The sequence below is a fragment of the Desulfoluna butyratoxydans genome, assembly GCF_900699765.1.
In the GTDB taxonomy this organism is placed as follows: Bacteria; Desulfobacterota; Desulfobacteria; order Desulfobacterales; family Desulfolunaceae; genus Desulfoluna; species Desulfoluna butyratoxydans.
Map to the genome: position 1 here is coordinate 303,480 of NZ_CAADHO010000002.1, position 24,369 is coordinate 327,848.

Sequence of the window (24,369 nt, forward strand, 5' to 3'; positions counted from 1 at the left end):
AAAAAAGCGCCGCTAACCCGGTTACCCTTCCGGGGACGCCCCTGTTTTGTAGCACGCCACGCATAAAAAAGCATGTACGCCGGCAACCTCGCCCTCGGCCAATCCTCTGAAACCTCGTGACAAACAGCCCAAGGGCCGCATCGTGGTTGACTTAAGGCTCGAGCGAGCCCGGGACCTGATAGGCCGGAGGAAGGCTCTTGAACAGCCGGGGGTCCCCCACCCCGCCTCCCTGGGCGTGGGCCAGATCGGCCACGGGCAGGCCCACGGACTGCACGGAAAACAGGTTGGCGCCTTCCTGGCGGTAGAGGGTCCGCCGCCAGGGCTCATAATAAGGAGAGACGGCCAGGCTCCCACCGTAGAACCCGGTGTTGCAGATCACCACGTTGCAGAAGAGGGTTTTGGAAAGGGCATCGGCCAGGTGGTAGAAGGACTCAATGTCCCGGTTGTAGGCCAGCACAAAGAGGTGATGGATCCGCCCCCGGTAGATGGCGTAGCGTTCCACGTCCATGAAGTCGTAACAGATACACACCCCGATGCGCCCGTAGGCACCGGCATCGATGATCCACACCGCCGGATCGGGAACAAAGGTGTTTCCGCTTTTTTGAATACCGCTGGCCTCCGGGGGAGCCATAAAGCTCTTGCCGAACCAGAAGGTGCTGCACAGCCCGGCCCTTCGGGGGCTCAGCCAGTGCCTGGGAACGGTGACAACGGCCCGGTTGCGAACCTGCCGGGCTGCGGAGTCCACCAGGTAATCCACACCGGTGACGACGGCCACCCCGCTTCGGACAGAGAGGCGCTTGAGGCTCTCCAGCCGATGCACGGGAAGGGCCAGCTCCGGCATGATGATAAACGACGGGGCAGGGCCCGCCTGGGTGAGAATCCGGAACCCCTCACGAATCTGGTGCCAGGCGCGATCTCCCTCGGCCCGGCTCATGCGGGGGCCGTTGCGCCAGGCAGCCCGGGCATCGGTGGTGGTCTGGATAAAGCCCACCCGCATCATGGGCCGGTACCCGCCCCGGTCAAGGTCCCGGGCGGCGGTGGCATGGTGAACCATGGACACAGGAATCAGCTGTCGGGCGTGGTGGGTGCGGCCTCCGGCCTGATGGCCCTCCAGGGTCTGCATGGCGCGATCCAGCAATTCCATAAACTCAGGCAATGCTCCGCACACGGGCGGATCAAGCCTTGCATCGTCCCCCTGGGGATCCACGCCCTGCCGCCTTAAGATCAGGGTCTCCAGCTGCCTGGGCTCCAGCACCCCCAGCAGGAGCCGCCTTGTTTCAGATGAGATGGAAAGGGATTCCACAAGGCCGTGCACGGGATCATCCGTGAGGTGACCGAAGGCATGGGCCAGCCCCACCGGCAGATCAAAGCGGCGCCTGAGGATGCCCAAAAGAAGGAGCGCCAGGCCGCGCGTGGCTTCCCAGTCCCGGGCCCTGTCTCCCAGGGCCTCCACCGGCGGCCCCCATGGTTCGCCTTCGGGGTCGCGCACGAGACAGGGAAGTTCTTCGGTCACCTGGTGGCGCCAGGCATCCCAGGAAGCGCCCTCGCCCCCGTGCCCTGCCCAGGAAAGCGGAACAAAAACCTCATGGGGCCGAAGAAAGCGCGGCCCCCGTGCCATGAGCCCGCGGCACGCCTCCCGTACCACAAACAGGGCGGTCCACTCCGAGGCCCGGGGATCGAACCCCTCGGCCGAATCCGGGGTCAACCCCATGACCCAAGCCTCCAGGGGAATTTTTCCGGGAACAGGGATGGGGGCCCTGCGGCCCGGGGCATCAGGATCCGGCCCCTGGGCATGATGCTTTGCCATGAAACGCCGAAAAGCAGCGACACCTTCGGGGTCCGGGTCTGCGGGCAGCCCTTCGGCCCGGAGGGGGGCCAGCCCCGCTTCCACGAGGAGCTCTCCTGCCGCGCACAGGGCCTCCCCCAACGTCTTTCGGGCCGCGTCCACCCAGTCCGGTCCCCTCACCCCAAAATCGAGCCCTTCCCGGGCCACGGCCTCCAAAAAGCCACGGGCATCGGCCCTGTAGCTCTCCAGGCGCCGGGCATCGAGAATCGTCTCCATGCAGATCCCCACCTCACGGGCCATGCGCCCCAGGACCAGGGCGGTGAGGTAGGGGCCGTACCCCCGATCCAGGGGCAGGCGATCAAGAAGGGGAGCCAGGGAGGTGAATCCGCTTCGGCGCATGTGACCCAATGCCCGACTCCAAAGGGCCGGGACCCGGGGATTGCGCTCCGCCGCCTCCAGGAGAACCAGCAGGCTCCGCCGTCTCTGGCGAACCGACGCCGCGCGTTGTCGGTAAAGCCGGTGCCCGGCTTCTGCCTCGGAGACCTCGCCGCCGCTCCGCTCCAGGGAGCAGACCACGGAATGGTCTGGCTCCGAGGCGTGGGCAGCCCGCCGCGAGAGAAGGGCCGAGGCAAAATCGATGCGCAGGCGTTCAGAGAGCCCTGTCCCGGCAAAGGGGTCCAGGAGCAGGGTTTCGAGACGGGCGATGTAATCCCGTTTCCCTGCGCGGTCAAGGAGGGTGTAGTCGGTGGTGTGGATGGCGGCCATGGCCTCCACGGGGCGGGTCACTTCAGGCAGGGGGTTGATGGCGTCCAGCCGCACCCCGTGATCGGAGTCCCCGCCCTTGGCGCCCAGGCCGGGGGGCAAAAGGGTGTCACGGCGGATGATCCCCACGCCCTCTTTTGCCAGCAGGCTCTCATAGAGATCGATCCAACGGGCCAGGCGGCGGGCATCCCGCGCAATGATCACGTGCTCCAGGTCATGGCGGAAATGGGCCACGGCCCCTTTCATGCCCTTGGCCTCCAGGGCAATCGCTGCGCTGCGATCCGCGGGGAGCATGCGGATATTGTGGAGAAACCCGGAGACGGCAAGTTCCTCCGGCACCCCGTGGGACCCGAAGGAGAGCATGCGCTGCAGGAGTTCAACCGTCTCCTCCCCGATGAGTAAAGAGACCGAGGCAAACCCTTTGAGGGTGGCGGCCACGGGATCCGCAGCCGTGGTGTCCAGAACAAAGCTGGCCCAGTGAAGGCGCCTCACAGGTCCCTCGCCCGGTGCCCCGGTGAGGTAGGGTGTTGATTCATCCAGCAGGATCCGCCCTTCGTCCCCCCGGAAAAAACCGGGGATATCCAGCTCGCTCTGGAGCCCGGTCATGGCCCGGGTCGCCTGGAGGATATGACGGCGGTAGGCCGGCCAGACCCGTGTGGGGTGTCGGTACAGGGAGGCCGTGGTCCGTCGATGCCACCCCTCCCGGTACCGGGCCATGCCCCCGCTGCGATCGATCCACTCGGACCGGTGCAGGCGGCTGCCGTAACTCCACTGGGGCATGAGGGCCTCCACCCGGGGCCCCATGGCCTGGACCAGGGCCACCCAGAGAACCTGGTCCAGGGGATCGATAAGACACCCCGTGCCCGAAGGGGCCTGCACCGAGGCAAAGGGCCGGGGAGAGACATCGCCGTCGGCAAGCCTTGCCTTCAAGGCCTCCACCATGGCCGGGGCCTTTGCGGCCATGCGAACCAGGGCCCCCACATCCGCCCGCTGCCCGTGCCAGATCTCGTGCCGGGCGAAGGTCTGAAACGCCCAGTAAAGGTTCTCCGTGTAACCGGCCTCTTCCAACACCCCGCACCCCATGGTTTCCCTCCCGGTAGAACATCCTTGCCGTATTGCCGTTTCGTTTGTGTCGGTTACCCCTATACACCGGAAATCCCGAGACATCAACGGCCAATAAACACCTGCCTTGACACCGCGGCGAGCCATCTTTTATACTCCCCATTTACATGCAAAGTACCTTTAAAAACCCACGGCCCTGAACCCACAGCGCCGATTACTTACGGGCCAGGGCAAAAAGCAGCGAGACCCACGGCCAGCCCGGGCCGTCTCCCCCTCTTTTTCCCAGACCCTATTCACCAAGGAGCCCGACCATGACCGATTCGACCATTCTCGATGCCGTAAACGCCTTCGCCGAAAGCTGGACCGAGACGGACACACGCATGAAAGAAGCCTTCCTCAGCCTCAAAGACTACCTGAACACCAAAGAGGGCGTCAGCCTGGATTTCCACAGCCGCCCCGGCGTCAGTTACTCCCTCAGGGCACGCCACGCCGCCCAGACCGACCGCGACCTGTTTGTCATGGTGGATGTCATTGACGACGACCCGGCCGAGCGCTGGCTCTCCGTATGCTTCTACGGGGACATGATCACCGACCCCGATGAAGAGGGGGACCTCATCCCCGACGGCCTCAAGGGAAGCGACGGCTACTGCTTTGACATGGACGAATTCGACGCGGACAAGCTGGCCTACCTCAAGGCCCGCTTTGACGAAGCCTGCACCAACGCAGCGTAACCCCGTCCGCAACCTGCTTTCAAGGTGGCACACCTCGCCGCCGAAGGCATCGTCTCAGAAGGTAAATCGTTACGCCCCACCAAAAATAAAAAAAGGCGGGTGCCCTTTTCGGGGCCCTCGCCTTTTTTTGATCGATTATCAAGCCTGTTTCGTCAAAAATCCGCCGGTATGCGGCTATACCGGAATATCCTTCCGTGTTTTGGGTACCACGATATGCCTCTTTTTCGGGTCCTTGTGGGGGCGGTAAAAAATCGACATGTGACCGATCATTCCGGCCAGGCAGCTGCCCGTGCGATCCTTCAGCTCTTCGGAAAGTGTCTCCTTGGACTCCTTCTCCTTGAAGTCGATGAACTTGACCTTGATCAGCTCATGGGCGTTCAAGGCCTCTTCCATGGAGAGGATCACGGCATCGGTCACCCCTTTTTGCCCCACGAAGACCACCGGCTTGATGCCGTGGGCCAGGCCCCGCAAATATTTTCTCTGAAACCCCTGTAGTTCTTTCACTTTTCTATCTCTCCCGGGCCCTTTCGGGCTTTATGGTTCCGGCATCTCGCCGGTGTGTGCGTGACATACCGATGGCTCCGGCAAAGGAGCCCATCGTATCCGTTGTTCAGCCATCTGTCCGCGGCCTTGCCTTCGGAGCGTAACCCCAGTCCAGGGAAGGGGAAACAGCCGAAAAGCGCATCATACATTTGCCCGCTTCCCATGGCAAGGCAACCCTGTCAATTCTCCTTGATAAGTCACATTCCGTCTGGTATACTGGTGTTAACTTTACGGTATATCGTTTTCATTTCTGGAAGCCATTACACAGCTCAGCTCAGCTCGAATCCTTCCAAACAGCGATATCTGTCATTAGAGGTTTTATCAAAGCCCCTTCCACACAAGCTGGATCAATCCGTCACAATTCGGAGCTGTACCTTCCTCTATGGATATTTTTGCGCACGATGGAAGTGACCGCTTGCATGCGGGTAAGGGAAGTTTAAACGCAACAATCAGGATTCTTGGACATGATGGACAATAAATCAAAGTTTCTCAAGCTGAAAGAAGGAGAGCGGGAGGCTCGACGAGAGATTCTCATTGAAGCCACCCTGGAACTTTTCGGCAAGAAACCCTTCGATGAGATCGGCGTCAGGGACATTGCAGCCGCTGTCGGCGTCTCCCCCGCATCGATGTACCGGTACTTCCCCAGCAGGGAAGATCTCTTTGTGGAGGCCTTCATCAAAGACCTCCGGGAGATCGAGAAATGGCTCGGGAATCTGCTGGAATCAAACGAGGAGCTGACCCTGGAGCATTTCTCGGAGTCGCTGATCAGGTACCTGATCGACAGCGAGCCCACCTTCCAGATGATGAGCTACCTCATGATCAAAGGGTCCATGACCCCGGACCTGCTTCGCAAGTACAACGGCGTCCAGCGCGCCATGCTCAACAAGTTCGAGCAGGTGCTCCAGCGCAACGGCATCGCCTGTGCCGACCGCATCCACGCCCACGCCTTCTACGCCTCCCTCAACGGCATCCTGATGACCTTCAGGAACTACCCCGGAAGGACCCGCGAAGAGATCGAAAAGCACGTCAACCGGCTCTCCGCTCTCCTCTGCAAGATGCTTCGGGCTGCCAGCATCGACGATTAGACGCCCCCGGGCCATGCCCGATTCCCCGAGGCGCCCCCGCCAAGCAGGCCGAAAGGCCTGCTTTTTTGTTGCTGTTCCGTTTGCCGTTGCCGCCGGAGGCAGCCGTTGAATCGTTACCTTATCCCGAGTTCCGCGTTAAGATCCTTACAGAGCCCTGTCACCGCTCCTTTCACTGCCTGCCCATCCACCTCAAGGACCGGCACCGCCCCCATGAGGGCGTTGGTGGCCACCACCCCGTCCATGGCAATCAGATCGGCCGCAAGCAGCGGTTCGCGCACCGCCGTGTATCCCCAGGCTTCCAGGATGGGGAGCACCAGGGACTGCATGACCCCGGGAAGCACATGGGGCGAGGCCGGAAGAATCACCCGGCCCCCGGACAGGGCAAGCAGGTTGGCCGTGGCCAGCTCCGACACCGAGTTGTCTCCGTTCATCAACAGGGCTTCATCAGCCCCCATGCCCTCGGCATAGGCCAGAGCCTTGAGGCTCAGCAGGTAGTTCAGGCTCTTGTGGTCGGCCAGGGAGGTCATCCGAGGCGAGGGAAAGGAGACCACGCTGAGCCCCGGCTTCTGGACCACCTCCAGACGGTGGGTGTACGGCCGGGCGGTGACGGCCACGTGACCGCCGAAAGGCAGGCTCTGATCTTCCCCCTGCCCCAGCATGATCTTGACCGCCGCGCTCTTCCCGTCAAGCCCGTTGGCCTCCACAACCTCCAGGATAATGGCCTCCCAGGTCAACTCGGGCAGGTCTCCCCCGAAAAGCCCGAACCAGCTTTTTTGCAGGCGTGAAAGGTGGTGCCCGAGAAAGGGAACCCTGCCCTTTTCCACGCGCAGGGTCTCAAACACCCCGGCCCCGTACTGCACGGCACGGCTCATGACGGGAAATCCCGCACCTGTTGCCGCCGTCAGGCGACCGTCCAGCCACACCATCGTCTCCCGGGCCTTTCCCTTGCGATGCCCGGTAAAGGCGTTCATGAGGGTCTCTCCTTTGTGGAGGGTCTCGTGGAACTCCGCCTCGGGATCGGAGTCGTAGACCACCCCGCCCCCCACGGAAAAATTCACCCGCCCTTCGCAGAGGGTCGCGGTGCGGATGGCAATGGAAAGGTCCATGGTGCCGTGGAAGCTCACGTACCCCATGGACCCGGTGTAGACATGGCGGCAATCGCTCTCCAGCTCGTCGATAATCTCCATGGAGCGGATCTTGGGGCAGCCCGTGATGGACCCCCCGGGAAAAGTGGCCCGGAGCAGGTCCACGGCATCGGCGCCGCGATCAAGCTCTCCTTCCACGGTGGAGACAAGGTGAAAGACGTTTTTGTAGGCCTCCACCTTCTTGTGCCGTACCACGGAGACACTCCCCGCCCGGCACACCTTGCCGATGTCGTTGCGCATCAAATCCACGATCATGGAGAGTTCGGCGTCGTCCTTGGGGCTGGCTTCCAGCTCCCGCTGCAGGGCCGCATCCTCCTCCGGGGTCTTGCCCCGGGGCCGGGTGCCCTTGATGGGCCGGGACTCCACGGCCCGCCCCTCCAGCTTGAGAAACCGCTCCGGGGAGGTGGAGACAATCTGATGGGAGCCTGCCTGGACGTAGGCGAAAAAGGGTGCGGGGTTGGCGGCGAAGAGCTCCGTGAACAGGGCGTAAGGATCTCCGGTAAAGCCCCCTTCAAACCGCTGGGACATGTTGACCTGGTAGATGTCCCCGGCACGGATGTACTCCTTGATCCGCTCGATGGCGGCCATGTAGCCGGGCATGTCGAAATTGGATGTGAACCCGCCGACACCGCCGAAGCGACCCGGGGCAGGGGCAGGGCCTTTGAGCCGGTCCAGGAAGGCCTCCTCGGTATGGGCCGCCTCCTCCCGGCTCGCCGCCGTCACCCAGAGGGAGACCTCGCCGGTGCGACGGTCTTCCACCACCAGGGCCTTTGGGGCGGCAAACCAGAGCTGGGGCAGCCTGCGACGGTCCAGGGTGGTGCGGGGCAGTTTTTCCACAGCATCCTTGAGGTCGTAGGCAAGGTACCCGAAAAGGCCCGAGGCCACCGGCCCCCAATCGCTCTCCCCGTCCAGGGCAAACCGCCGGGACAGGGCCCGCACCGCGTCAAAGGGGTCTGCGGTGAAGCGCTCTGTGCGCCCCTTTACGGCAAGGGTCATCTCCTCACCGTACCCGGAAAGGGTCAGAAAGGGCATGGTGGCCAGCATATGATATCGGGCGGAGTCGAGTTCTCCCCCGCTGAGAAGCACCACGGTGCCCTCATCCCGGGCAAACCGGGAGGCAAGGACCTCAAAGGATTCTGTCAACGTCAGCGCTCTGCGCGTGATCACCAGGCCGTGGGGCCATGAATTGAAAAGCCTGTCCAACACCGTGGGGCCTCCCTGCTTCCGCCGGGCTGAAACCGGCGCCATAGATTTTTAGCGGCTATACTTGCCCCTGCAAGGGGCCGAGATTGAGAAAGTTGGCGACCATGGTCCGGCCGTGATCTGTCATGAAGCTCTCCGGATGGAACTGCACCCCCCACAAGGGGTGATCGCGGTGGGCAAGGCCCATGACCACGCCGTCTTCGGAGTGGGCCGTGATCTCCAGGGGGGCCTCGTCGGCCATCTCCACCATGAGGGAGTGGTACCTGGCCACCCGCACCGGGGAAGGCACATCCTTGAAGACACCCGAGCCCGTATGGGCCACAGGACTCTGCTTGCCGTGGACCGGCACCGGGGCCCGGACGGTTTTGCCCCCGAAGGCCTCGTTGATGGACTGCATGCCGAGGCAGACCCCCAGAATGGGTACCCGCCTGTAAAAGGCACAGATCATGGGAATGGAGATCCCGGCGTGGGCCGGTGATTTGGGCCCCGGGCTGATGAGAATGTAATCGGGAGAAAGGACTTCGGCCTGGCGCAGCGAGATGGCATCGCTTCGGAACACCTTGGTGGTGAGCCCGGGGATCCCCTTGAACATCTGGACCAGGTTGTAGGTAAAGGAGTCGTAGTTGTCGATGACAAGCAGTGTGGCCACGTCCACCTCACTCTTTGTTAAAAAAATCCTCCGGCGGCCCTGCCGGAGGCCAAACGTTTGAAACGTTTGATAAACAATTTGTAACTATTCAGCTTACGCCTCCGGCGGCCCTGCCGGGGGCTAAACTTTTAAAAAGTTTAACAAACAGGTCATAAAAAAAATATTTGCATGAATGCCGTTTTAAATGCGGAAGTGATTTGCCCCGAGGAACGAGGGGCAAATCACTTCCGCTACCTGCTTTCAAGGTGGCACACCTTGCCGCCGGAGGCTGTTTTTTGGAGCTGAATAGTTACAAGAATTTTTAAATGCAGGCCTCTCCTGCAAAAACGGTTGCCACATGTCACACATGACGCCAATGCATTCGCCACAGGGTTTCAAACGCTACATAAAAAGGGACTCCCGGTAGACAAACTGGATGCGCATGGCACCAATGTCCACGGTGTCGAACTCCCGGAGCTTCAACGAGGTCTTCAGGGGCTCGCCGTTGACTTTGGGCCGCTTGAAGCCGCTGATGTAGTTCACCTGAAACCCCTTGGGCATCTTGCTGATGGTAAAGGAGACCTTGCCCACGCCAAAGCCCGAGACCACGATATCGCACACCGGGTCCTTGCCCACCTTGGTCACTTTTTTGGTCAGGGGGATCTCGCCGCTTCCGCCCTTGAGAACGGAGAGGTAGGCGTTGACGTCTGCCGAGGGAACCGAGGTGCGATGCCTGCCCGCGTCCATCACCACGGTCTTGTCCAGGGGCGCCCGCTCCTTTTCCGGCCGGGCTTCCCCTTTGGCGTACCCGAAGATCAACCGGTGCCGCCCGATGACGATGCTGTCGCCGTGCCTGAGCTGGCTGGTCGTGATCATGATGCTGTTTAAAAAGGTGCCGTTGGTGCTCTTGAGATCGGTGATGAAATAGCCGCCTTCCAGGCCGTCGATCTTGGCATGTTTTCCCGACACCGCGGCGTTGTCGATCACCACATCGCTCTCCGGGTGCCGCCCGATGGTCAGGCTTCCCCCCGGCTCCACCCTGTGTCGACTGATCACCCGATCTTTGTACTGCAACTGAACTACCGGCATCGAATTATCCTTTCATCATGCCCCATGGCGCCGTGCGCTCGTTTTCATACCTGGTAAAAGGGGCCCGAACACCCGGCGCAGCCATCCTGAAACGGCCCCTTTTGCACCCACCGTCACCACCATCACGGTGATATTATCGTCCCCGCCCCGGGCCTTGGCAAGCTCCACCAGGGACCGGGAGGCCTCTTCGGCGGACTGCTGACACACCGTCAACAGGATCTCCTCCTCGGAAACCAGATTGCTCAACCCGTCGGAGCAGAGGACAAAGCGATCCCCGCCATAGCACTGGCTTTCGCACACATCGGCCTGCACCTCCCGGCCCACTCCCACGGCCCGGGTCAACACGTGGTTGCCCTCCTTGGGAAGGGTGTGGGGCACGGACACCATCTCGATGGCCTGGCCGTGGACGCAGTAGACAGGGCTGTCTCCCACGTTGGCCGCCACAAAGGTGTCTCCGCAGATCCACACCGCCGATACCGTGGCCCCCATGCCCTCGCATTCGCTCCGGCGACGGGCCTCGTCCCACACCTTCCGGTTGGCGTAAGCGATGGCGTCCACGAGGCACGCGGCCTGACAAGAGAGCCCGGAGTTTGCTGGAGCCAGCGGCCCCCCTTTTCGGGGCGCCTCCCGCCGGATGTATTCCTGCATGCCCTCCACCACCAGGCGGCTGGCCACATCCCCGGCCCTGTGCCCCCCCATGCCGTCGGAGACCACATAGAGCTTCAGCGCATCGCAGCCGAAAAAGGCGTCTTCATTCCGGGATCGCCTGCATCCCGTATCGGTAAGGGCGACATGTTCCACGTGCATGGTCATCAAGCCTTTTCTCATCACGGAGGCGCCCCGGCTCACCGGAACGCCGTCAGGAGATTGGGTATTCAAAGGGCTCACAAAACAGTTTTAAGGAGGGGGTCGGCTCGACCAGAGGACAAGGTAATACGTCCAAACACCTTAAACAAGCCAAAACGACCATTCTCAGGGGGGCATCCAGATCAGGCCCCTGCCGACGCCCCGGGTTGAGAAAAGTAGGTCATGGAGATCTTCTTGAGCTCCCGCTTGCTGAAGAGCACCCGGTAAACGGACACCCCGGTCTGCTCGGAGATCCGGCGCGCCGTGTCGAGGCAGGCCTCTTTGCTGGTGGCGTGAATCATGGTGTAGAGGTTATAGGGCCACGCCTCGGCCGGGTTTCGCCGATAGCAGTGGGACACCTCTTTGTACGTGGCCATGGTGGATCCCACCTCTTCCACCCGGTCCTCCTCCACCTGCCAGGCCACCATGGCGTTGGCGGTGAACCCCGACTTCTGATGGCGCAGGGTGGCCCCGAAACGGCGGATAAGCCCCTTGTCGTTCAGCCCCTGCAGGACCTCAAGGAAGGCCTCTTCACTCATGTCAAGCCCTGCGGCCAGCTCCCGATAGGGGTTTTCGCACACGGGGATGTCCCCCTGAATGGCTGAGATCACCTGTTTTTCCTGATCACTTAGCGACATGACGCCTCCTTTCCCTTCTCGGGGAAAAGGCCCAGGACCCCTTCCCCGCTGGCCTTACACAGGCCCCGTTCGGTGATGAACCCCGTCACCAGGCGGGCCGGGGTGACGTCAAAGGCGTGGTTTTCGCAGGCAGACCCTGCAGGGGGAACCAGCACCTGCACCAGCTTGCCGTCCACCTTTCCCTGGATGTAACGGATCTCATCGGGATTGCGCACCTCGATGGGGATCTCGCCAACCCCGTCGTTCATCTCCCAGTCAAAGGTGGAGGAGGGAAGAGCCACCCAGAAGGGGATGTCGTTGTCTTTGGCGGCCAGGGCCTTTAAGTAGGTCCCGATTTTGTTGGCCACATCCCCGGTCCAGGTGGTGCGGTCGGTACCGGTAATAACCAGGTCCACCATGCCGTGCTGCATGAGATGGCCGCCGGCATTGTCGGCAATGACGGTATGCTTCACCCCGTGCTTGCCCAGCTCCCAGGCCGTCAGGCGGGCTCCCTGGTTCAGGGGCCGGGTCTCATCCACCCAGACGTGGACATCGATCCCCCGGTTGTAAGCCTCGTAGATGGGGGCGGTTGCCGTACCGTACTCCACGCAGGCCAGCCAGCCGGCGTTGCAGTGGGTCAGGATGTTAACGGTCTCCCCCTTTTTCTTTTTGCTGATGGCCTCGATGAGGGATACCCCGTACTCTCCGATGAGGCGACAGTTCTCCGCCTCTTCGTCGGTGATGGCGGCAGCCTCTTCCCGGGCGGCGCGCACCCGTTGGCCGTCGCCTTCCACGGCGGCAATCCGCGCTGTCATCCGGTCCACGGCCCAGGCCAGGTTCACCGCCGTGGGGCGTGAGGCCTTGAGGCGGTCGGCCTCGGCCTGCACCCAGGCGTCGGAGACCTCTCCCCCCGGGGCGTTGATGCAGGCGAGGTACACACCCCAGGCACCGGTGGCACCGATGAGGGGGGCCCCCCGCACAAACATCTCCCGAATGGCGTGGATGGTGTCGTCCACGTCCTTTAAAGGAGCAATCACCAGCTCGTGGGGGAGCATCCGCTGATCAATCACATGAACTTCCAAAGGGTTGTCGCTGCTGAGCCAGATGGGGCGCATCTCTTTGCCGTCTACCTTCATAGGGACCTCATATCTATCGTGGGCTCCCCCCTGTCCGGGGGTGAGCAAAGGGGCTGGAACAAAAATATTGTCTCATATCACGTATTAACGTATAAGCCTTATTACCATAATTCAAGGGCCTCGTATAGCGGTATCCGGCGGTTTTCAAGGGAATCCGGGCCACCGGAGCGTCACCGGTCCCGCCCCTTCGGCCGCACGATTGAGTGAAAACCGAACGGGTTGACAACACCTCGGAAGCCGGCCTTGGCGTTTCATGATTTCTCAGCGCATCGCCCACGCACCGACACGAGGCCACAGACATTCCCAAGGAGATGCACATGATTCAGGTGGGTATCATCGGCGGATCGGGACTCGACGATCCGAACATCCTGCAACAGGCCGAGGAGGTCACCCTCACCACCCCCTACGGCGCGCCCTCGTCCCCCATCACCCGAGGCGTCATCGACGGGTGCCGGGTTCTGCTCCTGGCCCGCCACGGCCGACGGCACCAGTACAGCCCCAGCCAGGTGAACTACCGGGCAAACATCCACGCCTTGAAAGAGATGGGCGCCACCCACATCGTGGCCACCACGGCCTGCGGCAGCCTGCGTGAGGAGATCGACCGGGGCCACTTTGTGATCCTGGACCAGTTCATCGACTTCACCCGCAAGCGGTGCAACACCTTCCACGATGACTTTTCCGGAGGCGCCGTCCACACCGGCATGGCCACCCCCTTTGATGCCCATCTTCGCAAGGTGCTCTACGAAACCAGCATGACCCACGGCAACCACACCCACGAAAAAGGGACCGTGGTGACCATCGAAGGCCCCCGCTTCTCCACCCGCGCCGAGTCCAGGATGTTCCGCGCCTGGGGCGCCGACGTCATCAACATGAGTGTGGCCACCGAAGCGGCCCTGGCCAACGAAGCGGGCATTCCCTACGCTGCCGTGGCCATGAGCACCGACTACGACTGCTGGAAAGAGGACGAGGCCCCCGTCTCCTGGGAGGAGATCCTCGAGGTCTTCCACAAGAACACCGACCGGGTCAAAGGGCTTCTCACCAAAGCCATTCCCAGGATCGGCACCCCATAAAAAACAGTAAGTATCGATATAACCCCATGTCAGGAAAGAGCATGAACATCAAAGAGACCATTCGTTCCATCCCCGGCTGGCCCATCGAGGGCGTAATTTTCCGGGATATCACCACCCTTATGCAGGACCCCGAGGCCTACCGCAAGGCCTGCGACCTCTTTTACGAACGCTACAAGGACAAAGGCATCCAGAAGGTTGTGGGCATCGACGCCCGTGGGTTCGTCTTCGGAGCGGTGCTGGCCTACCAGCTCGGCGTGGGCTTTGTGCCCGTGCGCAAAAAAGGCAAGCTGCCCTGGAAAACCATTGAGGAGTCCTATGCCCTGGAGTACGGGGAGGCCGAAGTGGAGATGCACGAAGACGCCATCGAAAAAGGCGAGAAAGTGGTGATCATCGATGACCTCATCGCCACCGGCGGCACCATTGAGGCCGCCATCAAACTGGTGAACAGCCTGGGCGGGGATGTCGTGGAGTGCGGGTTTATCGTGGAGCTTCCCGACCTGGGCGGCCGGGCCAAGACCGGGGACACGCCCATCTACGCCATGTGTGAATTCGAAGGCGACTGATCGGGAACCGATTCCGGTGTAAAGCCCAGGGCAAAGGAGATCTCGCCGGCCGTCCGCATCACATCCGTGGCAATGGCCGGCACCTCCCCTGATTCCAGAAGCTCCGGGGAACCGGAGACGCTGATGGCGGCCACGGCCCGACCGGTGTGATCAAAAAGAGGAGCGCCGATGCAGGCCAGGCCCATGATGTACTCCTCGGACTCCAGGGCGTAGCCCCGGCTCCGGGCCGTGGAAAGCTCCCTTCTCAGGGCCCCCTCGTCGGTGAGGGTCTTGGGGGTCAAAGGGGTCATCCGGGTGCGGTCAAAGTAGGCGTCAAGGGCATCCACAGGCAGGGTGGAGAGCATGGCCTTTCCCACGGCCGAGCAATAGGCCGGGACCTTGGGCCCCAGGTTGGTGAAGGGAAGGGAGGGGTCGTTGGGCAGCTGGTTCAAGGTCACCAGGGCCATGCCCCGATCCCAGATGGCAATGCGGGACATCAGGGAGGTCTGCCGTGCCAGGCGCCGAGCCGCAGGGCCGCCGATCTGGTTGACCCTCAGGTGGCTGACCACGCAGGTCCCCAGTTCATACACCCTGAGGCCCAGGGCGTACTTTTTCGTCTCATCGCTCTGGCTGAGGAACCCCTCATCGGCCAGGGTCTGTACCAGGCCGTGGATGGTGGGCTTGGCAAGGCCCAAAAGGCGGGCCATCTCGGTGATGCCCAGGGAAGGCTGGGACGGCGTGAAGAGGGAGAGTATATCAAGTGCCCGTTTTACCGATTGAATCGCCATGATCGCCTCCATACAGCACAAAAACCGTTTCAGACGGCGCCCGACTGCGACGCACCCAGCCCAACCCCTTTATGTTGCAGACAATCCCTTGTAGTACATTCCCCGGATACCTGTCAATCGGCCCTAAGTTATTCAGGCACCATCCCCCCCATGAACACGGCCAGGGCCAACGCATTTAAATTTTTGCCTCCGTGGGCCCTGCCGGGAACCAAACCTTTGAAAAGTTTGACAAACAGGTCTCATTTTTTGGTATCCACAGCAACCTTGCATAGCCCCTCTTGTTTTTACGTTTATCAAGGAGCTTTTTTCAAAAAAGCGAGCCGCCGGAGGCAACTGAACTGTTACGCCTTGGCCCTGTGAACACGGCCCCTTCACCTTGACACCGCCCCCCAAAACAAGTACAACCGTCCTTGCGTTTTACCCGAGACAACTCTCAATTTTTTCAAGGAGATGACCACCATGTTTGGAATGGGGATGCCCGAAATCCTCCTGATCATGGCCGTGGCACTCATTGTCATCGGCCCGAAAAAGCTGCCGGAACTGGCCAAGACCCTCGGCAGAGCCTTTGGAGAATTTCGCAAGGCAACAAGCGATCTCAAGGAAACCTTTACGGTGGACTTAGAGACCCCTTCCACCGAAAAGGCCGGTGGTGAAATGAAAAAAGTGACCCTGGCCGCCAAAGACGACGCCTCCCCCGACACGGAAACGCCGAAACGCGAGACGCCGGACCAGACCGAGGGATAGCATACCGGGGCCGCGGCACCGCCCCCCGAGATCACCCCATAAAGAGACACGGATCATGCAGGAAGAGGACAAACTCCCGTTTACCGAGCACCTGGACGAGCTGAGAACCCGGCTCATCCGCTGCTTCATCGCCATCGCCATCGGAGCGGCCGTCGCCTACGGCTTCAAGGAGGTGATCTTCGACCTCCTCACCCGCCCCCTCATCGAGGTGCTTCCCAAGGGCGACGCCATCATCTTCACGGGGCTGCCCGAGGCCTTTTTCACCTACCTCAAGGTCTCCCTCCTGGCCGGCCTGCTTCTGGCCAGCCCGGTGATCATCTTCGAGATATGGATGTTCATCGCACCGGGTCTCTACAAGCGGGAAAAGTGGGTCATGGCACCGGCCGTCCTGCTCTCCGTCGTCTTCTTCACCGGCGGCGCCCTGTTCGGCTATTTCTTTGTCTTCCCCTTCGGGTTCAAGTTCTTCCTGGGCTTTGCCTCGGAGTCGTTGCGGGCCCTGCCCACCATGAAGGAGTATCTCTCCTTTGCCTCCAAGCTGCTCATGGCCTTTGGCCTTGCCTTTGAGCTGCCCATCTTCATCACCATCCTGGCCGCCCTGGGGCTGGTGACCCCGGCCTTCCTGCGAAAAAACCGCAAGTACGCCGTGGTCTTCTTCTTTATCTTCGGGGCCATCCTCACCCCGCCGGACGTGGTCACCCAGATCCTTTTGGCCACCCCCATGATCCTCCTCTACGAGCTGAGCATCTTCGGGGCCATGGCCTTCGGAAGGCGCCCCCTGGGCGCCACCGATGAGGATGAAGAGCCCGAAACCGAGCCCCCGGCCCAAAACGATGAAGACGCCCCCAAAAAGGACGCCTAAGCCGCTCTACCGCCAGGCTTCGCCTTCCCTCTTGATCAAGGCCTCGTGGATGGCGTCTGCCACCCCGGACGGGGTGAGGCCGTCGGTGGGAATCACGATGTGAGCGCGCCCCATGTACAGGGGGTGGCGCTCCTGGTAAAGGCTCTCCACACTCATGCCCGGCTGGATCACCACGCCCCGGGCGTTTAGGTCGCTCAGCCGCTCCATGAGAACGGAAAGGGGGGTGTGAAGGTAGACGATGACCCCGCCTGAAGCCAGGTGATCCATGGCCCGCTGCCCGTAAATAACACTGCCCCCGGTGGCGATGACCGTGCCGGTGACCGCCATCTCGCACAGGCGCCCCTCTTCGATCTCCTTGAATCTGTCCAGCCCCTCCTCCCGGATAATCTCGGAAAGACGCCGCCCCTCGCACGTCTGGATGTAGACGTCGCTGTCGGTGAAATTCAGGCCCAGGCGCTTGGCCAGGATCACCCCCACGGTGCTCTTGCCCGCGGCGGGCATGCCGGTAAGTACCACGTTTTTCTCTATCATGCGTTGCGCTCCTGACATTACATCTCGTGAATCCAAAGCCTTCAAAGGGGCCAGAATAGCGCATTGCCTCCGCGCTTTCAAAGGATCCTTCCCAATGCACAAAAAAAGATGCCGGTGAAGCCATAACCCGGGGCCTCATTGGCCTTGACAAGGCCGAAGGCCATCTTTTAGGGTAGCGATGTCCCTGCCCCGTCGGCAGCGGCCAACCTTTCAAACCAAGGACAAAAACATGGCTGTCACCCTTTCCATTGTGGGCACATCGGGGTCCGGAAAAACCACCCTCATCACACGCATCATCCCCCTGCTGCAGCAAAAAGGCTTTCGGGTGGGCGTCATCAAGCACACGGCCCACGGGTTTTCCATGGACCACGAAGGAAAAGACAGCTGGAAACACCAGCAGGCCGGAGCCGACGCCGTGATGGTGGCCTCGGAGACGGCCTACGCCCTGGTAAAAAAGGTCACGCCGGTGCGGCTGGAAGAGCTGGAAGGGCAGATGGCGGACCTGGACCTCATCATCACCGAAGGCTACAAGGGCTCGGCCCGCCCCAAAATCGAAGTCCACAGACGGGAAACAGGAAAAGCCCCCTTAAAAGGCCTCACCAGGCTTGTGGCCCGCATCACCGATGCCCCCCAGGCAGACGGCCTGCCCACCCTGGATCCGGACGATGCCCAGGGCGTCGCCGACTTCATCGCCGAGACCTTTCTGGCATAAAAAAAGCCACCGGCACGACTGTCGGTGGCTCTAAACGCTTCTCCCCCCATGGGTCAGGGGCGGGTCCCCGCGTCCTGCCCCCGCACCTCGGGTCCAGGTGGCAGGTTCCCACGGATGAGGATGCTCTTTTTAAGGGATTTGACCACCTCGTCAATCTGCTCCACCCCCACCCGGATCTCTTCAATCCCCTTGACCGTTGTCTCGGTGATGGCAGGCACGTCCCGGCTTCCCACCTCCACATTTTCAAGGACCTGCTGCAGCAGGGCGATGTTGGTCTGGATCTCCATGCCGATCTCGTGGACCTTTTCCAGGTCCCGATCCACCAGGTCCACGGTGTGGGGCATCTTGTCCACGGCCACGGCCAGGCTGTCCAGGATGGCCCCCACGCGAACCTCCACGGCGTTCAAGGAGTTGTTGATGCTGTTCAAGGCCTCAAACAACGGCCCTTCGGGGTCCCGGAGCAGGGTGGCCACCTCCGAGACGTCCTGGACGGCCCGGATCACCTTCTTGGCGGTCTCCTCCACCTCGAACTTGGCCAGGAGGTCGGCCACGGACGGCTGCTCTTCCGAAGAGATCTCCTCGTCAGCCAGGAGCTCGGGCGACTCCGGGGTGCCCGGGGTGATGGAGATGTACTTGTTGCCGATGTAGTTGACGCTCTGCACCGTGGCGATGGAGTCTTTTCGGATGCGCGGGGCGTATTCGGCAAAAATGGCCATGCGCACGTGGACCACGTTGCCCACCAGGCTCACCTCCGTGACCTTGCCGATATCGGCATTGAAGAGCTTCACCGCCGCATTGGTCTCCAGGTTGTAGCTCTCCTTAAAGGTGGTGAAATAGGTCACCTTCTCCCGGAACCAGTCCTTGCTCCGGCCGATGGCCAGGACGGTGAGGGCCAGAAGGATCATGATGGAGAGCATAAAGGCCCCCACCACCTTTTCGCGGGTGTCGTAGCGAACAATCATGGTGCCAGCTCCTTTGCGAGCGTGCCGTTTTCCAGGCGAAGGTCCAGGGGGGTCAGCTCTTTGCCGAACCCGCGGTAGTTGGTGGTGTAGACAAACACGCCCCCCCGCGAGAGGACCTTCCGGATCTCAGCGATGAAGCAGGAGAAATACCCGCGCCCCACAAACTCTTCCGGGTACTCGGCCAGAAAGAGCAGGGGCTCCTTGAGGATGTCCCGCACGGCGATGGCGCGCCTCTGCTCCATGGCACTCACCAGCTCCGGGCAGAAGGGAAGGGCGTCCCGGATGCCGAAGGCCTGCACCAGCTCCTCCTTGAGCCCCTGATGACGGGCAAGGTCCGTGTCGCTGAAGTAGTGGGCCTGATAATCGAGGTTCTCCTCCACGGTGCGGTTTCTCACCATGGCGGCCATGGGGTAGAGGTACCCGATCCTGCGCTTCACGGGAAGGAGCCTCTCATACCAGGTAAAGGGCAGCTCTTCGCCGCCAAAAAGATACCGACCCCGGGTGGGCCAGCTCAAGGTGGCAAGGCACCTGAGCAGCAGGTGGGCGTCGGCCGGGTTGTCGGCGGAGAGATGAACCGCCGTCCCCGGGGGCAGGGAGAGGTCCAGGTCGGTGAGGGCCCTGCCCTTCCAGGTGTCCTCCACCGAAAGATTCGTCAACCGGACCACCGGTGTGGGATCTGTACCGGAATCCCCGGCGGCAGGTGTCGGCATGGGCATGGCATCCTCTACAGGTAAAAAACGATGGAGACAAAGGCGTTGACCAGCATGCAGGCAAAAAAGCTCTCCACGGAGGCCCGGGAAACACTCACGGGGATACGGGAGACCTTGCGGACGGTGGTGTACCCGTGGAACAGGCTCACCACGGTGATGATCAGGCCGAAGAGCAGTGCCTTGACAAGGCTCACCACCAGATCGGTGCCGCTGATGGCCCTGGCCACCTGAAAGATAAAGATGTCTCCGGACTGGCTTGTGGTGGCCCAGGCCACCACCTGGCCGCCGAAGAGGGCTGCCAGGTCAAAGACCACGAAGAGACAGACCACCGCCGAGGTGATGCCGGTGAACCGGGAGTAGGAGAGAACCCACATGGGATCCACCCCGGACATCTCCATGGCTTCGATCTCGTTGAACACGGTCATGCAGCTCATCTCGGCGGTGACGGCCGTGGCCGAGCGCAGGATGACCACCAGGGCGGTGATGAGGGGACCGATTTCACGGACAATGAGAATGACGGCGGCCTTTCCGAGCTCAAACTCCCCGGAGACCTTGGTAAACTGAATGATCATGGCGCTGCCCACAAGCAGGGCCAAAGGGATGATCAGGGGCAGGGCCTGGACAGCCGTAAAGTAGATCTGCTCCACCACCGCACGCTTCACCTGGGCGCGGCCGTCGGCCGGCCGCCTCACCAGAAGGGTGAGAATCCGCAGGGTAAAGGCAGCCCGAACCAGGGCCATCCCCACATAATCCAGGGTGACTCGCCCGACATAGCCGCATGTTCGCCCGATCCATTTCAACGCAAGCCCCTGTGGATTGGTTGTCAATATCCGCATTATCCGCTACTCTTGTTCTGCCGGAAAAGTATAGTCAATTCAATCGACAAAGATCAACCGATTTTAACCGTTTCACCCGGAGGGAACTCACCCCATGATTCGCCTGAAATACCTTGTCACCCTCTGCCTGCTCCTGTTCGTCGTCCCGCCCGTCTTTGCAGCATCCGCACCCCGCTACGACCTCTTCGAGGAGGCCTCGGGCCTTCTGGAGCAGGGCAGCCCCCTTGAAGCTGCGGCCCTTTACCGACGTATCCTGGAGGGCAGCATCGATCGAGAGGAACGCGCAAGGGCCCTGCTCTTTCTCTCCGTTCTTTACAGCCGCAACCTGAACCTGCCCGACACAGCCGTTGCCTGCCTGGAACAGATCGAGACCACCTACCCCGACACCGCGGTGATCATCGACGCCCGCTTTGCCCTGGGGGCGGTCTCCTACCGCAACGGCCGCTTTGCCGAGGCCGTGACCCACTTCCAGCGCTTTGTGGAGCTCTACCCCGAGCACATGCGCAGCTCCTCGGCCCGGGCCTGGCTGCGCCAGGCCGAGATCCTGGCCGGAGAGCAGCCCGCGCCGCAGCCCCAGGACAAAGCCATGGCAAAACTCCCGGAAAAGGTCCGGGTCCTGCTGCACCACCAGGTGGAGCAGGTGATCCTGGGCCGTACCGGAGAGCCCATGACCGTGCTTCGGGACGGATCCCCCCTCTTTGAAGGCAACGGGCCGGTCACCGTCACCACGGGCCAGGACGGCCTGGTGGTCAACGGGGTCGTGGCCGGCAACCTCACCCTGACCTTGGAGCCCGGCTCCGCGCGCCCCCGGGTGGACGGACACGCCTACCGCGGCGTGGTGACCCTCTGGCCGGATGAAGAGGGCATCTCCGTGGTCAACACCCTGCCGGTGGAAGAGTACCTTTACGGGGTCCTGCCCAAAGAGATGAGCCCCCTCTGGCCGGAGGAGGCCCTGAAAGCCCAGGCCGTGGCCTCACGTTCCTACACCTACCACACCCTCCTTAACCGCAAGGCCCACGCCCGCTTTGACCTGGAGGCCACCACCGCGTTCCAGGTCTACGGGGGCGCCGATGCCGAGGCCCCGGAGACCACCGCCCCGGTGGACAGCACAAAGGGACACTACCTCGCCTTTCAGGGCCTGCCCATCATCGCCTGCTTCCACGCCAACAGCGGCGGCATGACCGAAAGCGCCGATGCGGTCTGGGGAGCGGCCCTTCCCTACCTGAAGGGGGTCAAGGACAGCTTCAGCCGACTGGCCCCGGATGCCTGCTGGACAGGGGAGATCGACGCCGACAGCATGGTCAAAAAATTGTGGGAAAAGGGGTACCGCCCCGGGGGAATCATCTCCCTGGAAACCAGCGAGCCCTCCCCTTCCGGCCGCAACGGCCGGGTGATCATCAGCACCTCCCGGGGACGCCTTGAGCTCACCGGAAACGAGTTCAGGCTGGCCATGGGCCCCGAGGTGATCAGGAGCGCCCGGTTCTCGGTTACCCGGAAAAAGAGGCACTTCACCTTCGAGGGGTGCGGCTACGGCCACGGTGTGGGCATGAGCCAGTGGGGGGCCCGGAAAATGGCGGCCTCCGGGTTCACCTACGACACCATTTTGCATCACTACTACAAAAACGTCTCACTGGTCACCATTGACAAAGAAGGGGTTCGCTGATATCGGGTTTTTGCGAACCACGCCACGGGCCCCGTCAAAAGACCCCGGAATCGGTGTTTTTTCCAAGGGCCCATCGGTTTTCCCCTGAGCGGTATTGTCCACGACCTTTTTATAAGGCCCGTCATGAAACGACGCCTGATGACCCTTGTTCTCCTGGGAGCGCTGACGCTCCTCTCTTCCGGGCCCCTTTTCGGTGCCGCGGGCCAGGGGATAACAGAAAACTTTGATCACGGCCTCATCGACTGGAGCAACAGCACGGTGCGGGCCGAAGGGATGCATGCCCCCAATGAGAAGACCGGGCAGCCTGCCTCCCCCGAAGCAAGGGAGCATTACGTCAACCGGGCCGTTGAGGCGGCCCGGGCCAACCTCTCGTCCATCCTCCGGCGCCTTACCATCCACGGCGACACCACCGGCGGCGATGTCATGGGGGCCAGCCGGGAGGTTGTCGCCCAGGTGGACCTGATGTTTCTGTCCATCCCCATGACGGAAAAACGGTTCCTCACAGACGGATCCGTCCAGGTCACCCTGACCCTCCCCCTCAAGGGGGCCTTCTCCCAGCTCATCCTTCCGGAAGAGATCCGGCAGATCAACCCCATCAGACCTTTGTTCACGTCAGAAACCTCCGGAGCCCTGCCCACCCACGACGCCTACACCGGCCTCATCGTCGATGCCCGCGGGGTGGACGTCATCCCCGGGCTTGCTCCGCGCGTGGTCACCGAATCCGGGGAAGAGGTTTACGGCCCCACGGTCATCAGCCGGGAGTACGCGGTCCAGCGCGGGGTGGCTGTCTATGAAAGCTCCCTGGCCCGGGCCGGTCAGGGCCTCTCCGCCGGAGAGAACCCCCTCATGGTCACCGGCATCGGCACCACCGAGGATGCCCGCACCGACATCATCATCAGCAGCCAGGACGCCGCCCGCATCCGCGCAGACGTCTCCCACACCACCTTCCTCAGCCAGTGCCGGGTCGTCATTGTCCTGGACCCGCCCCCGGACAAGCGCCGAAAATAAAAAGGGGCGCCCCCATGAGGGAGGCGCCCCTTTGATGATCTACCCGTCAGACCCGTGGTACGGAAAAACCTCAGATACCGGCTTTCTCCCGGAGGATGTCCACCTTGTCGGTGCGCTCCCAGGTAAAGCCTTCGCTGTCGGTACGTCCGAAGTGGCCGTAAGCTGAGGTCATTTTGTAAATGGGCTTCAGAAGGTCGAGCTGCTCGATGATGGCTGCCGGGCGCAGGTCAAAGACCTCGCGGACAATCTCAGCGATGCGCTCCTGGGGGATAACCCCGGTGCCCATGGTGTCCACAAGGACAGAGACGGGCTCGGCCACGCCGATGGCGTACGCCACCTGGACCTCGCACTCCTTGGCAAGGCCTGCGGCCACGATGTTCTTGGCGATGTAACGGCCCATGTAAGAGGCGCTTCGGTCCACCTTGGAGGGATCTTTTCCGGAAAAGCAACCGCCGCCGTGGCTTCCTCGACCGCCGTAGGTATCAACGATGATCTTACGGCCGGTGAGGCCGCAGTCACCCATAGGGCCACCCACAACAAACCGCCCGGTGGGGTTGATGAAGAATCGGGTCTTGTCGTCGATCATCTCAAGGGGAATGACCTTGAGCACCACCTCTTTGATGATGCCTTCCTGAAGGTCTTCGTGGCTCACCTCGGGGGTGTGCTGGGAAGAGACCACCACGGTGTCCACGCGCGTAGCCTTTCCGTCTTCGTATTCAATGGTGACCTGGGCTTTTCCGTCGGGGCGAAGGTAGGGAAGCACGCCGGTTTTCCTCACCTCGGCAAGACGCTGGGTGAGTTTGTGGGCGAACACCACGGTCATGGGCATAAGCTCAGGGGTCTCGTCGATGGCGTAGCCGAACATCAGGCCCTGGTCGCCGGCGCCCTGGTCCTTGAAGAGGCCTTCGCCTTCGTTAACGCCCTGGGCAATGTCTTCGGACTGCTTGTCGATGCTGGAAATCACAGCACACGTCTGCCAGTCAAAGCCCATATCTGATGAGTCGTAGCCGATCTCGCGGATGGTGTCCCTGACAATCTGGGTCATGTCCACATAGCAGCTGGTGGTGATCTCACCGGCGATAAAGGCCATGCCGGTGGTAACCAGGGTCTCGCAGGCAACCCTGCATCGGGTGTCCTGGGCCATGATGGCATCCAGGATGGAGTCGGAAATAGCGTCGGCCACCTTGTCGGGGTGACCCTCCGTTACGGACTCCGAAGTAAAAAAGTAGTTTGCGTTGGTCATTCTCTGCTCCTTTGGAACACTTGAAATCTAAATCGCTTCGTATGAATCGACCGGTGTCTGTCGGGCGG

General features: G+C 61.8%; 23 protein-coding genes. 9 read left to right on the top strand and 14 right to left on the bottom strand.

Features of this window, described 5'->3' with window-relative positions; translation table 11 throughout:
- Positions 1-151: 151 nt before the first annotated feature.
- Positions 152-3,631: an RNA-dependent RNA polymerase family protein gene (locus MSL71_RS06440; protein WP_180137963.1), complete on the bottom strand. Its 3,480-nt coding sequence runs from the start codon at positions 3,629-3,631 to the stop codon at positions 152-154.
- A gap of 290 nt (positions 3,632-3,921) precedes the next feature.
- Between MSL71_RS06440 and MSL71_RS06445 the strand changes: the two genes are divergently transcribed.
- Positions 3,922-4,341: a hypothetical protein gene (locus MSL71_RS06445; protein ID WP_180137965.1), complete on the top strand. Its 420-nt coding sequence runs from the start codon at positions 3,922-3,924 to the stop codon at positions 4,339-4,341.
- 174 nt (positions 4,342-4,515) lie between these two features.
- Here MSL71_RS06445 and yhbY read toward each other — a convergent pair whose 3' ends face one another.
- Entirely contained in the window at positions 4,516-4,845 is a 330-nt protein-coding gene (gene yhbY / locus MSL71_RS06450) for a ribosome assembly RNA-binding protein YhbY (RefSeq protein WP_180137967.1), read from the bottom strand.
- Between the two features lie 503 nt (positions 4,846-5,348).
- Here yhbY and MSL71_RS06455 point away from each other — a divergent pair.
- A complete protein-coding gene (locus tag MSL71_RS06455) occupies positions 5,349-5,969 on the top strand; it encodes a TetR/AcrR family transcriptional regulator (protein ID WP_180137970.1) in 621 nt (206 codons plus the stop codon).
- Between the two features lie 113 nt (positions 5,970-6,082).
- Here the strand turns inward: MSL71_RS06455 and pabB are convergent, their stop codons facing one another.
- From pabB to mtnA, 6 genes are all read right to left on the bottom strand, one after another.
- Complete coding sequence (gene pabB / locus MSL71_RS06460) at positions 6,083-8,320, bottom strand: aminodeoxychorismate synthase component I (RefSeq protein WP_246317728.1); 2,238 nt, start codon at positions 8,318-8,320, stop codon at positions 6,083-6,085.
- Between the two features lie 55 nt (positions 8,321-8,375).
- Positions 8,376-8,966 (bottom strand): anthranilate synthase component II, encoded by a 591-nt coding sequence (locus MSL71_RS06465; RefSeq protein ID WP_180137974.1) that lies wholly within the window; start codon positions 8,964-8,966, stop codon positions 8,376-8,378.
- A gap of 381 nt (positions 8,967-9,347) precedes the next feature.
- Positions 9,348-10,034 carry an FHA domain-containing protein gene (locus MSL71_RS06470; RefSeq protein ID WP_180137976.1) on the bottom strand — a complete coding sequence of 229 codons (687 nt, stop codon included), beginning with the start codon at positions 10,032-10,034 and terminating at the stop codon, positions 9,348-9,350.
- Positions 10,035-10,049: 15 nt separating this feature from the next.
- Positions 10,050-10,847 (bottom strand): protein phosphatase 2C domain-containing protein, encoded by a 798-nt coding sequence (locus tag MSL71_RS06475; RefSeq protein ID WP_246317753.1) that lies wholly within the window; start codon positions 10,845-10,847, stop codon positions 10,050-10,052.
- A gap of 176 nt (positions 10,848-11,023) precedes the next feature.
- Positions 11,024-11,518 carry a siroheme decarboxylase subunit beta gene (gene ahbB / locus MSL71_RS06480; RefSeq protein WP_180137981.1) on the bottom strand — a complete coding sequence of 165 codons (495 nt, stop codon included), beginning with the start codon at positions 11,516-11,518 and terminating at the stop codon, positions 11,024-11,026.
- Positions 11,509-12,633, bottom strand: coding sequence for an S-methyl-5-thioribose-1-phosphate isomerase (gene mtnA, locus MSL71_RS06485; RefSeq protein ID WP_180137983.1), 1,125 nt, complete (start codon positions 12,631-12,633; stop codon positions 11,509-11,511). The genes ahbB and mtnA overlap by 10 nt, the downstream gene beginning before the upstream one ends.
- Before the next feature lie 317 nt (positions 12,634-12,950).
- Here mtnA and mtnP point away from each other — a divergent pair, with 317 nt between their 5' ends.
- Together mtnP and MSL71_RS06495 are read left to right on the top strand one after the other, a co-directional pair.
- Complete coding sequence (gene mtnP, locus MSL71_RS06490) at positions 12,951-13,703, top strand: S-methyl-5'-thioadenosine phosphorylase (RefSeq protein WP_180137985.1); 753 nt, start codon at positions 12,951-12,953, stop codon at positions 13,701-13,703.
- 41 nt (positions 13,704-13,744) lie between these two features.
- A complete protein-coding gene (locus MSL71_RS06495; protein WP_180137986.1) occupies positions 13,745-14,266 on the top strand; it encodes an adenine phosphoribosyltransferase in 522 nt (173 codons plus the stop codon).
- Here the strand turns inward: MSL71_RS06495 and MSL71_RS06500 are convergent.
- Positions 14,236-15,033 (bottom strand): IclR family transcriptional regulator, encoded by a 798-nt coding sequence (locus MSL71_RS06500; RefSeq protein ID WP_180137987.1) that lies wholly within the window; start codon positions 15,031-15,033, stop codon positions 14,236-14,238. The genes MSL71_RS06495 and MSL71_RS06500 overlap by 31 nt on opposite strands.
- 459 nt (positions 15,034-15,492) lie before the next feature.
- Between MSL71_RS06500 and MSL71_RS06505 the strand changes: the two genes are divergently transcribed.
- Both MSL71_RS06505 and tatC read left to right on the top strand, forming a co-directional pair.
- Positions 15,493-15,777 (top strand): twin-arginine translocase TatA/TatE family subunit, encoded by a 285-nt coding sequence (locus MSL71_RS06505; RefSeq protein ID WP_180137988.1) that lies wholly within the window; start codon positions 15,493-15,495, stop codon positions 15,775-15,777.
- A 55-nt stretch (positions 15,778-15,832) separates the two neighbouring features.
- Entirely contained in the window at positions 15,833-16,636 is an 804-nt protein-coding gene (gene tatC, locus MSL71_RS06510) for a twin-arginine translocase subunit TatC (RefSeq protein WP_180137989.1), read from the top strand.
- A gap of 6 nt (positions 16,637-16,642) precedes the next feature.
- Here tatC and MSL71_RS06515 read toward each other — a convergent pair whose 3' ends face one another.
- A complete protein-coding gene (locus MSL71_RS06515) occupies positions 16,643-17,167 on the bottom strand; it encodes a shikimate kinase (RefSeq protein ID WP_180137991.1) in 525 nt (174 codons plus the stop codon).
- Between the two features lie 229 nt (positions 17,168-17,396).
- On the opposite strand from MSL71_RS06515, the gene mobB reads away from it, so the two are divergent.
- Positions 17,397-17,879, top strand: a complete 483-nt coding sequence (gene mobB, locus MSL71_RS06520; protein ID WP_180137993.1) for a molybdopterin-guanine dinucleotide biosynthesis protein B — start codon at positions 17,397-17,399, stop codon at positions 17,877-17,879.
- A 53-nt stretch (positions 17,880-17,932) separates the two neighbouring features.
- Here mobB and MSL71_RS06525 read toward each other — a convergent pair whose 3' ends face one another.
- Genes MSL71_RS06525 through MSL71_RS06535 form a run of 3 tightly spaced genes read right to left on the bottom strand, consistent with a single transcriptional unit; the run spans position 17,933 to position 20,351 of the window.
- A complete protein-coding gene (locus tag MSL71_RS06525; protein WP_180137995.1) occupies positions 17,933-18,841 on the bottom strand; it encodes an MlaD family protein in 909 nt (302 codons plus the stop codon).
- Positions 18,838-19,551, bottom strand: coding sequence for an ATP-binding cassette domain-containing protein (locus MSL71_RS06530; RefSeq protein WP_180137997.1), 714 nt, complete (start codon positions 19,549-19,551; stop codon positions 18,838-18,840). The genes MSL71_RS06525 and MSL71_RS06530 overlap by 4 nt, the downstream gene beginning before the upstream one ends.
- 14 nt (positions 19,552-19,565) lie before the next feature.
- Positions 19,566-20,351: an MlaE family ABC transporter permease gene (locus tag MSL71_RS06535; RefSeq protein ID WP_180137999.1), complete on the bottom strand. Its 786-nt coding sequence runs from the start codon at positions 20,349-20,351 to the stop codon at positions 19,566-19,568.
- A gap of 130 nt (positions 20,352-20,481) precedes the next feature.
- Between MSL71_RS06535 and MSL71_RS06540 the strand changes: the two genes are divergently transcribed.
- A complete protein-coding gene (locus tag MSL71_RS06540) occupies positions 20,482-22,050 on the top strand; it encodes a SpoIID/LytB domain-containing protein (protein ID WP_180138000.1) in 1,569 nt (522 codons plus the stop codon).
- A 123-nt stretch (positions 22,051-22,173) separates the two neighbouring features.
- Complete coding sequence (locus MSL71_RS06545) at positions 22,174-23,058, top strand: hypothetical protein (protein WP_180138002.1); 885 nt, start codon at positions 22,174-22,176, stop codon at positions 23,056-23,058.
- Positions 23,059-23,128: 70 nt separating this feature from the next.
- Here MSL71_RS06545 and metK read toward each other — a convergent pair whose 3' ends face one another.
- A complete protein-coding gene (metK, locus tag MSL71_RS06550; protein ID WP_180138005.1) occupies positions 23,129-24,301 on the bottom strand; it encodes a methionine adenosyltransferase in 1,173 nt (390 codons plus the stop codon).
- Positions 24,302-24,369 lie beyond the last annotated feature (68 nt).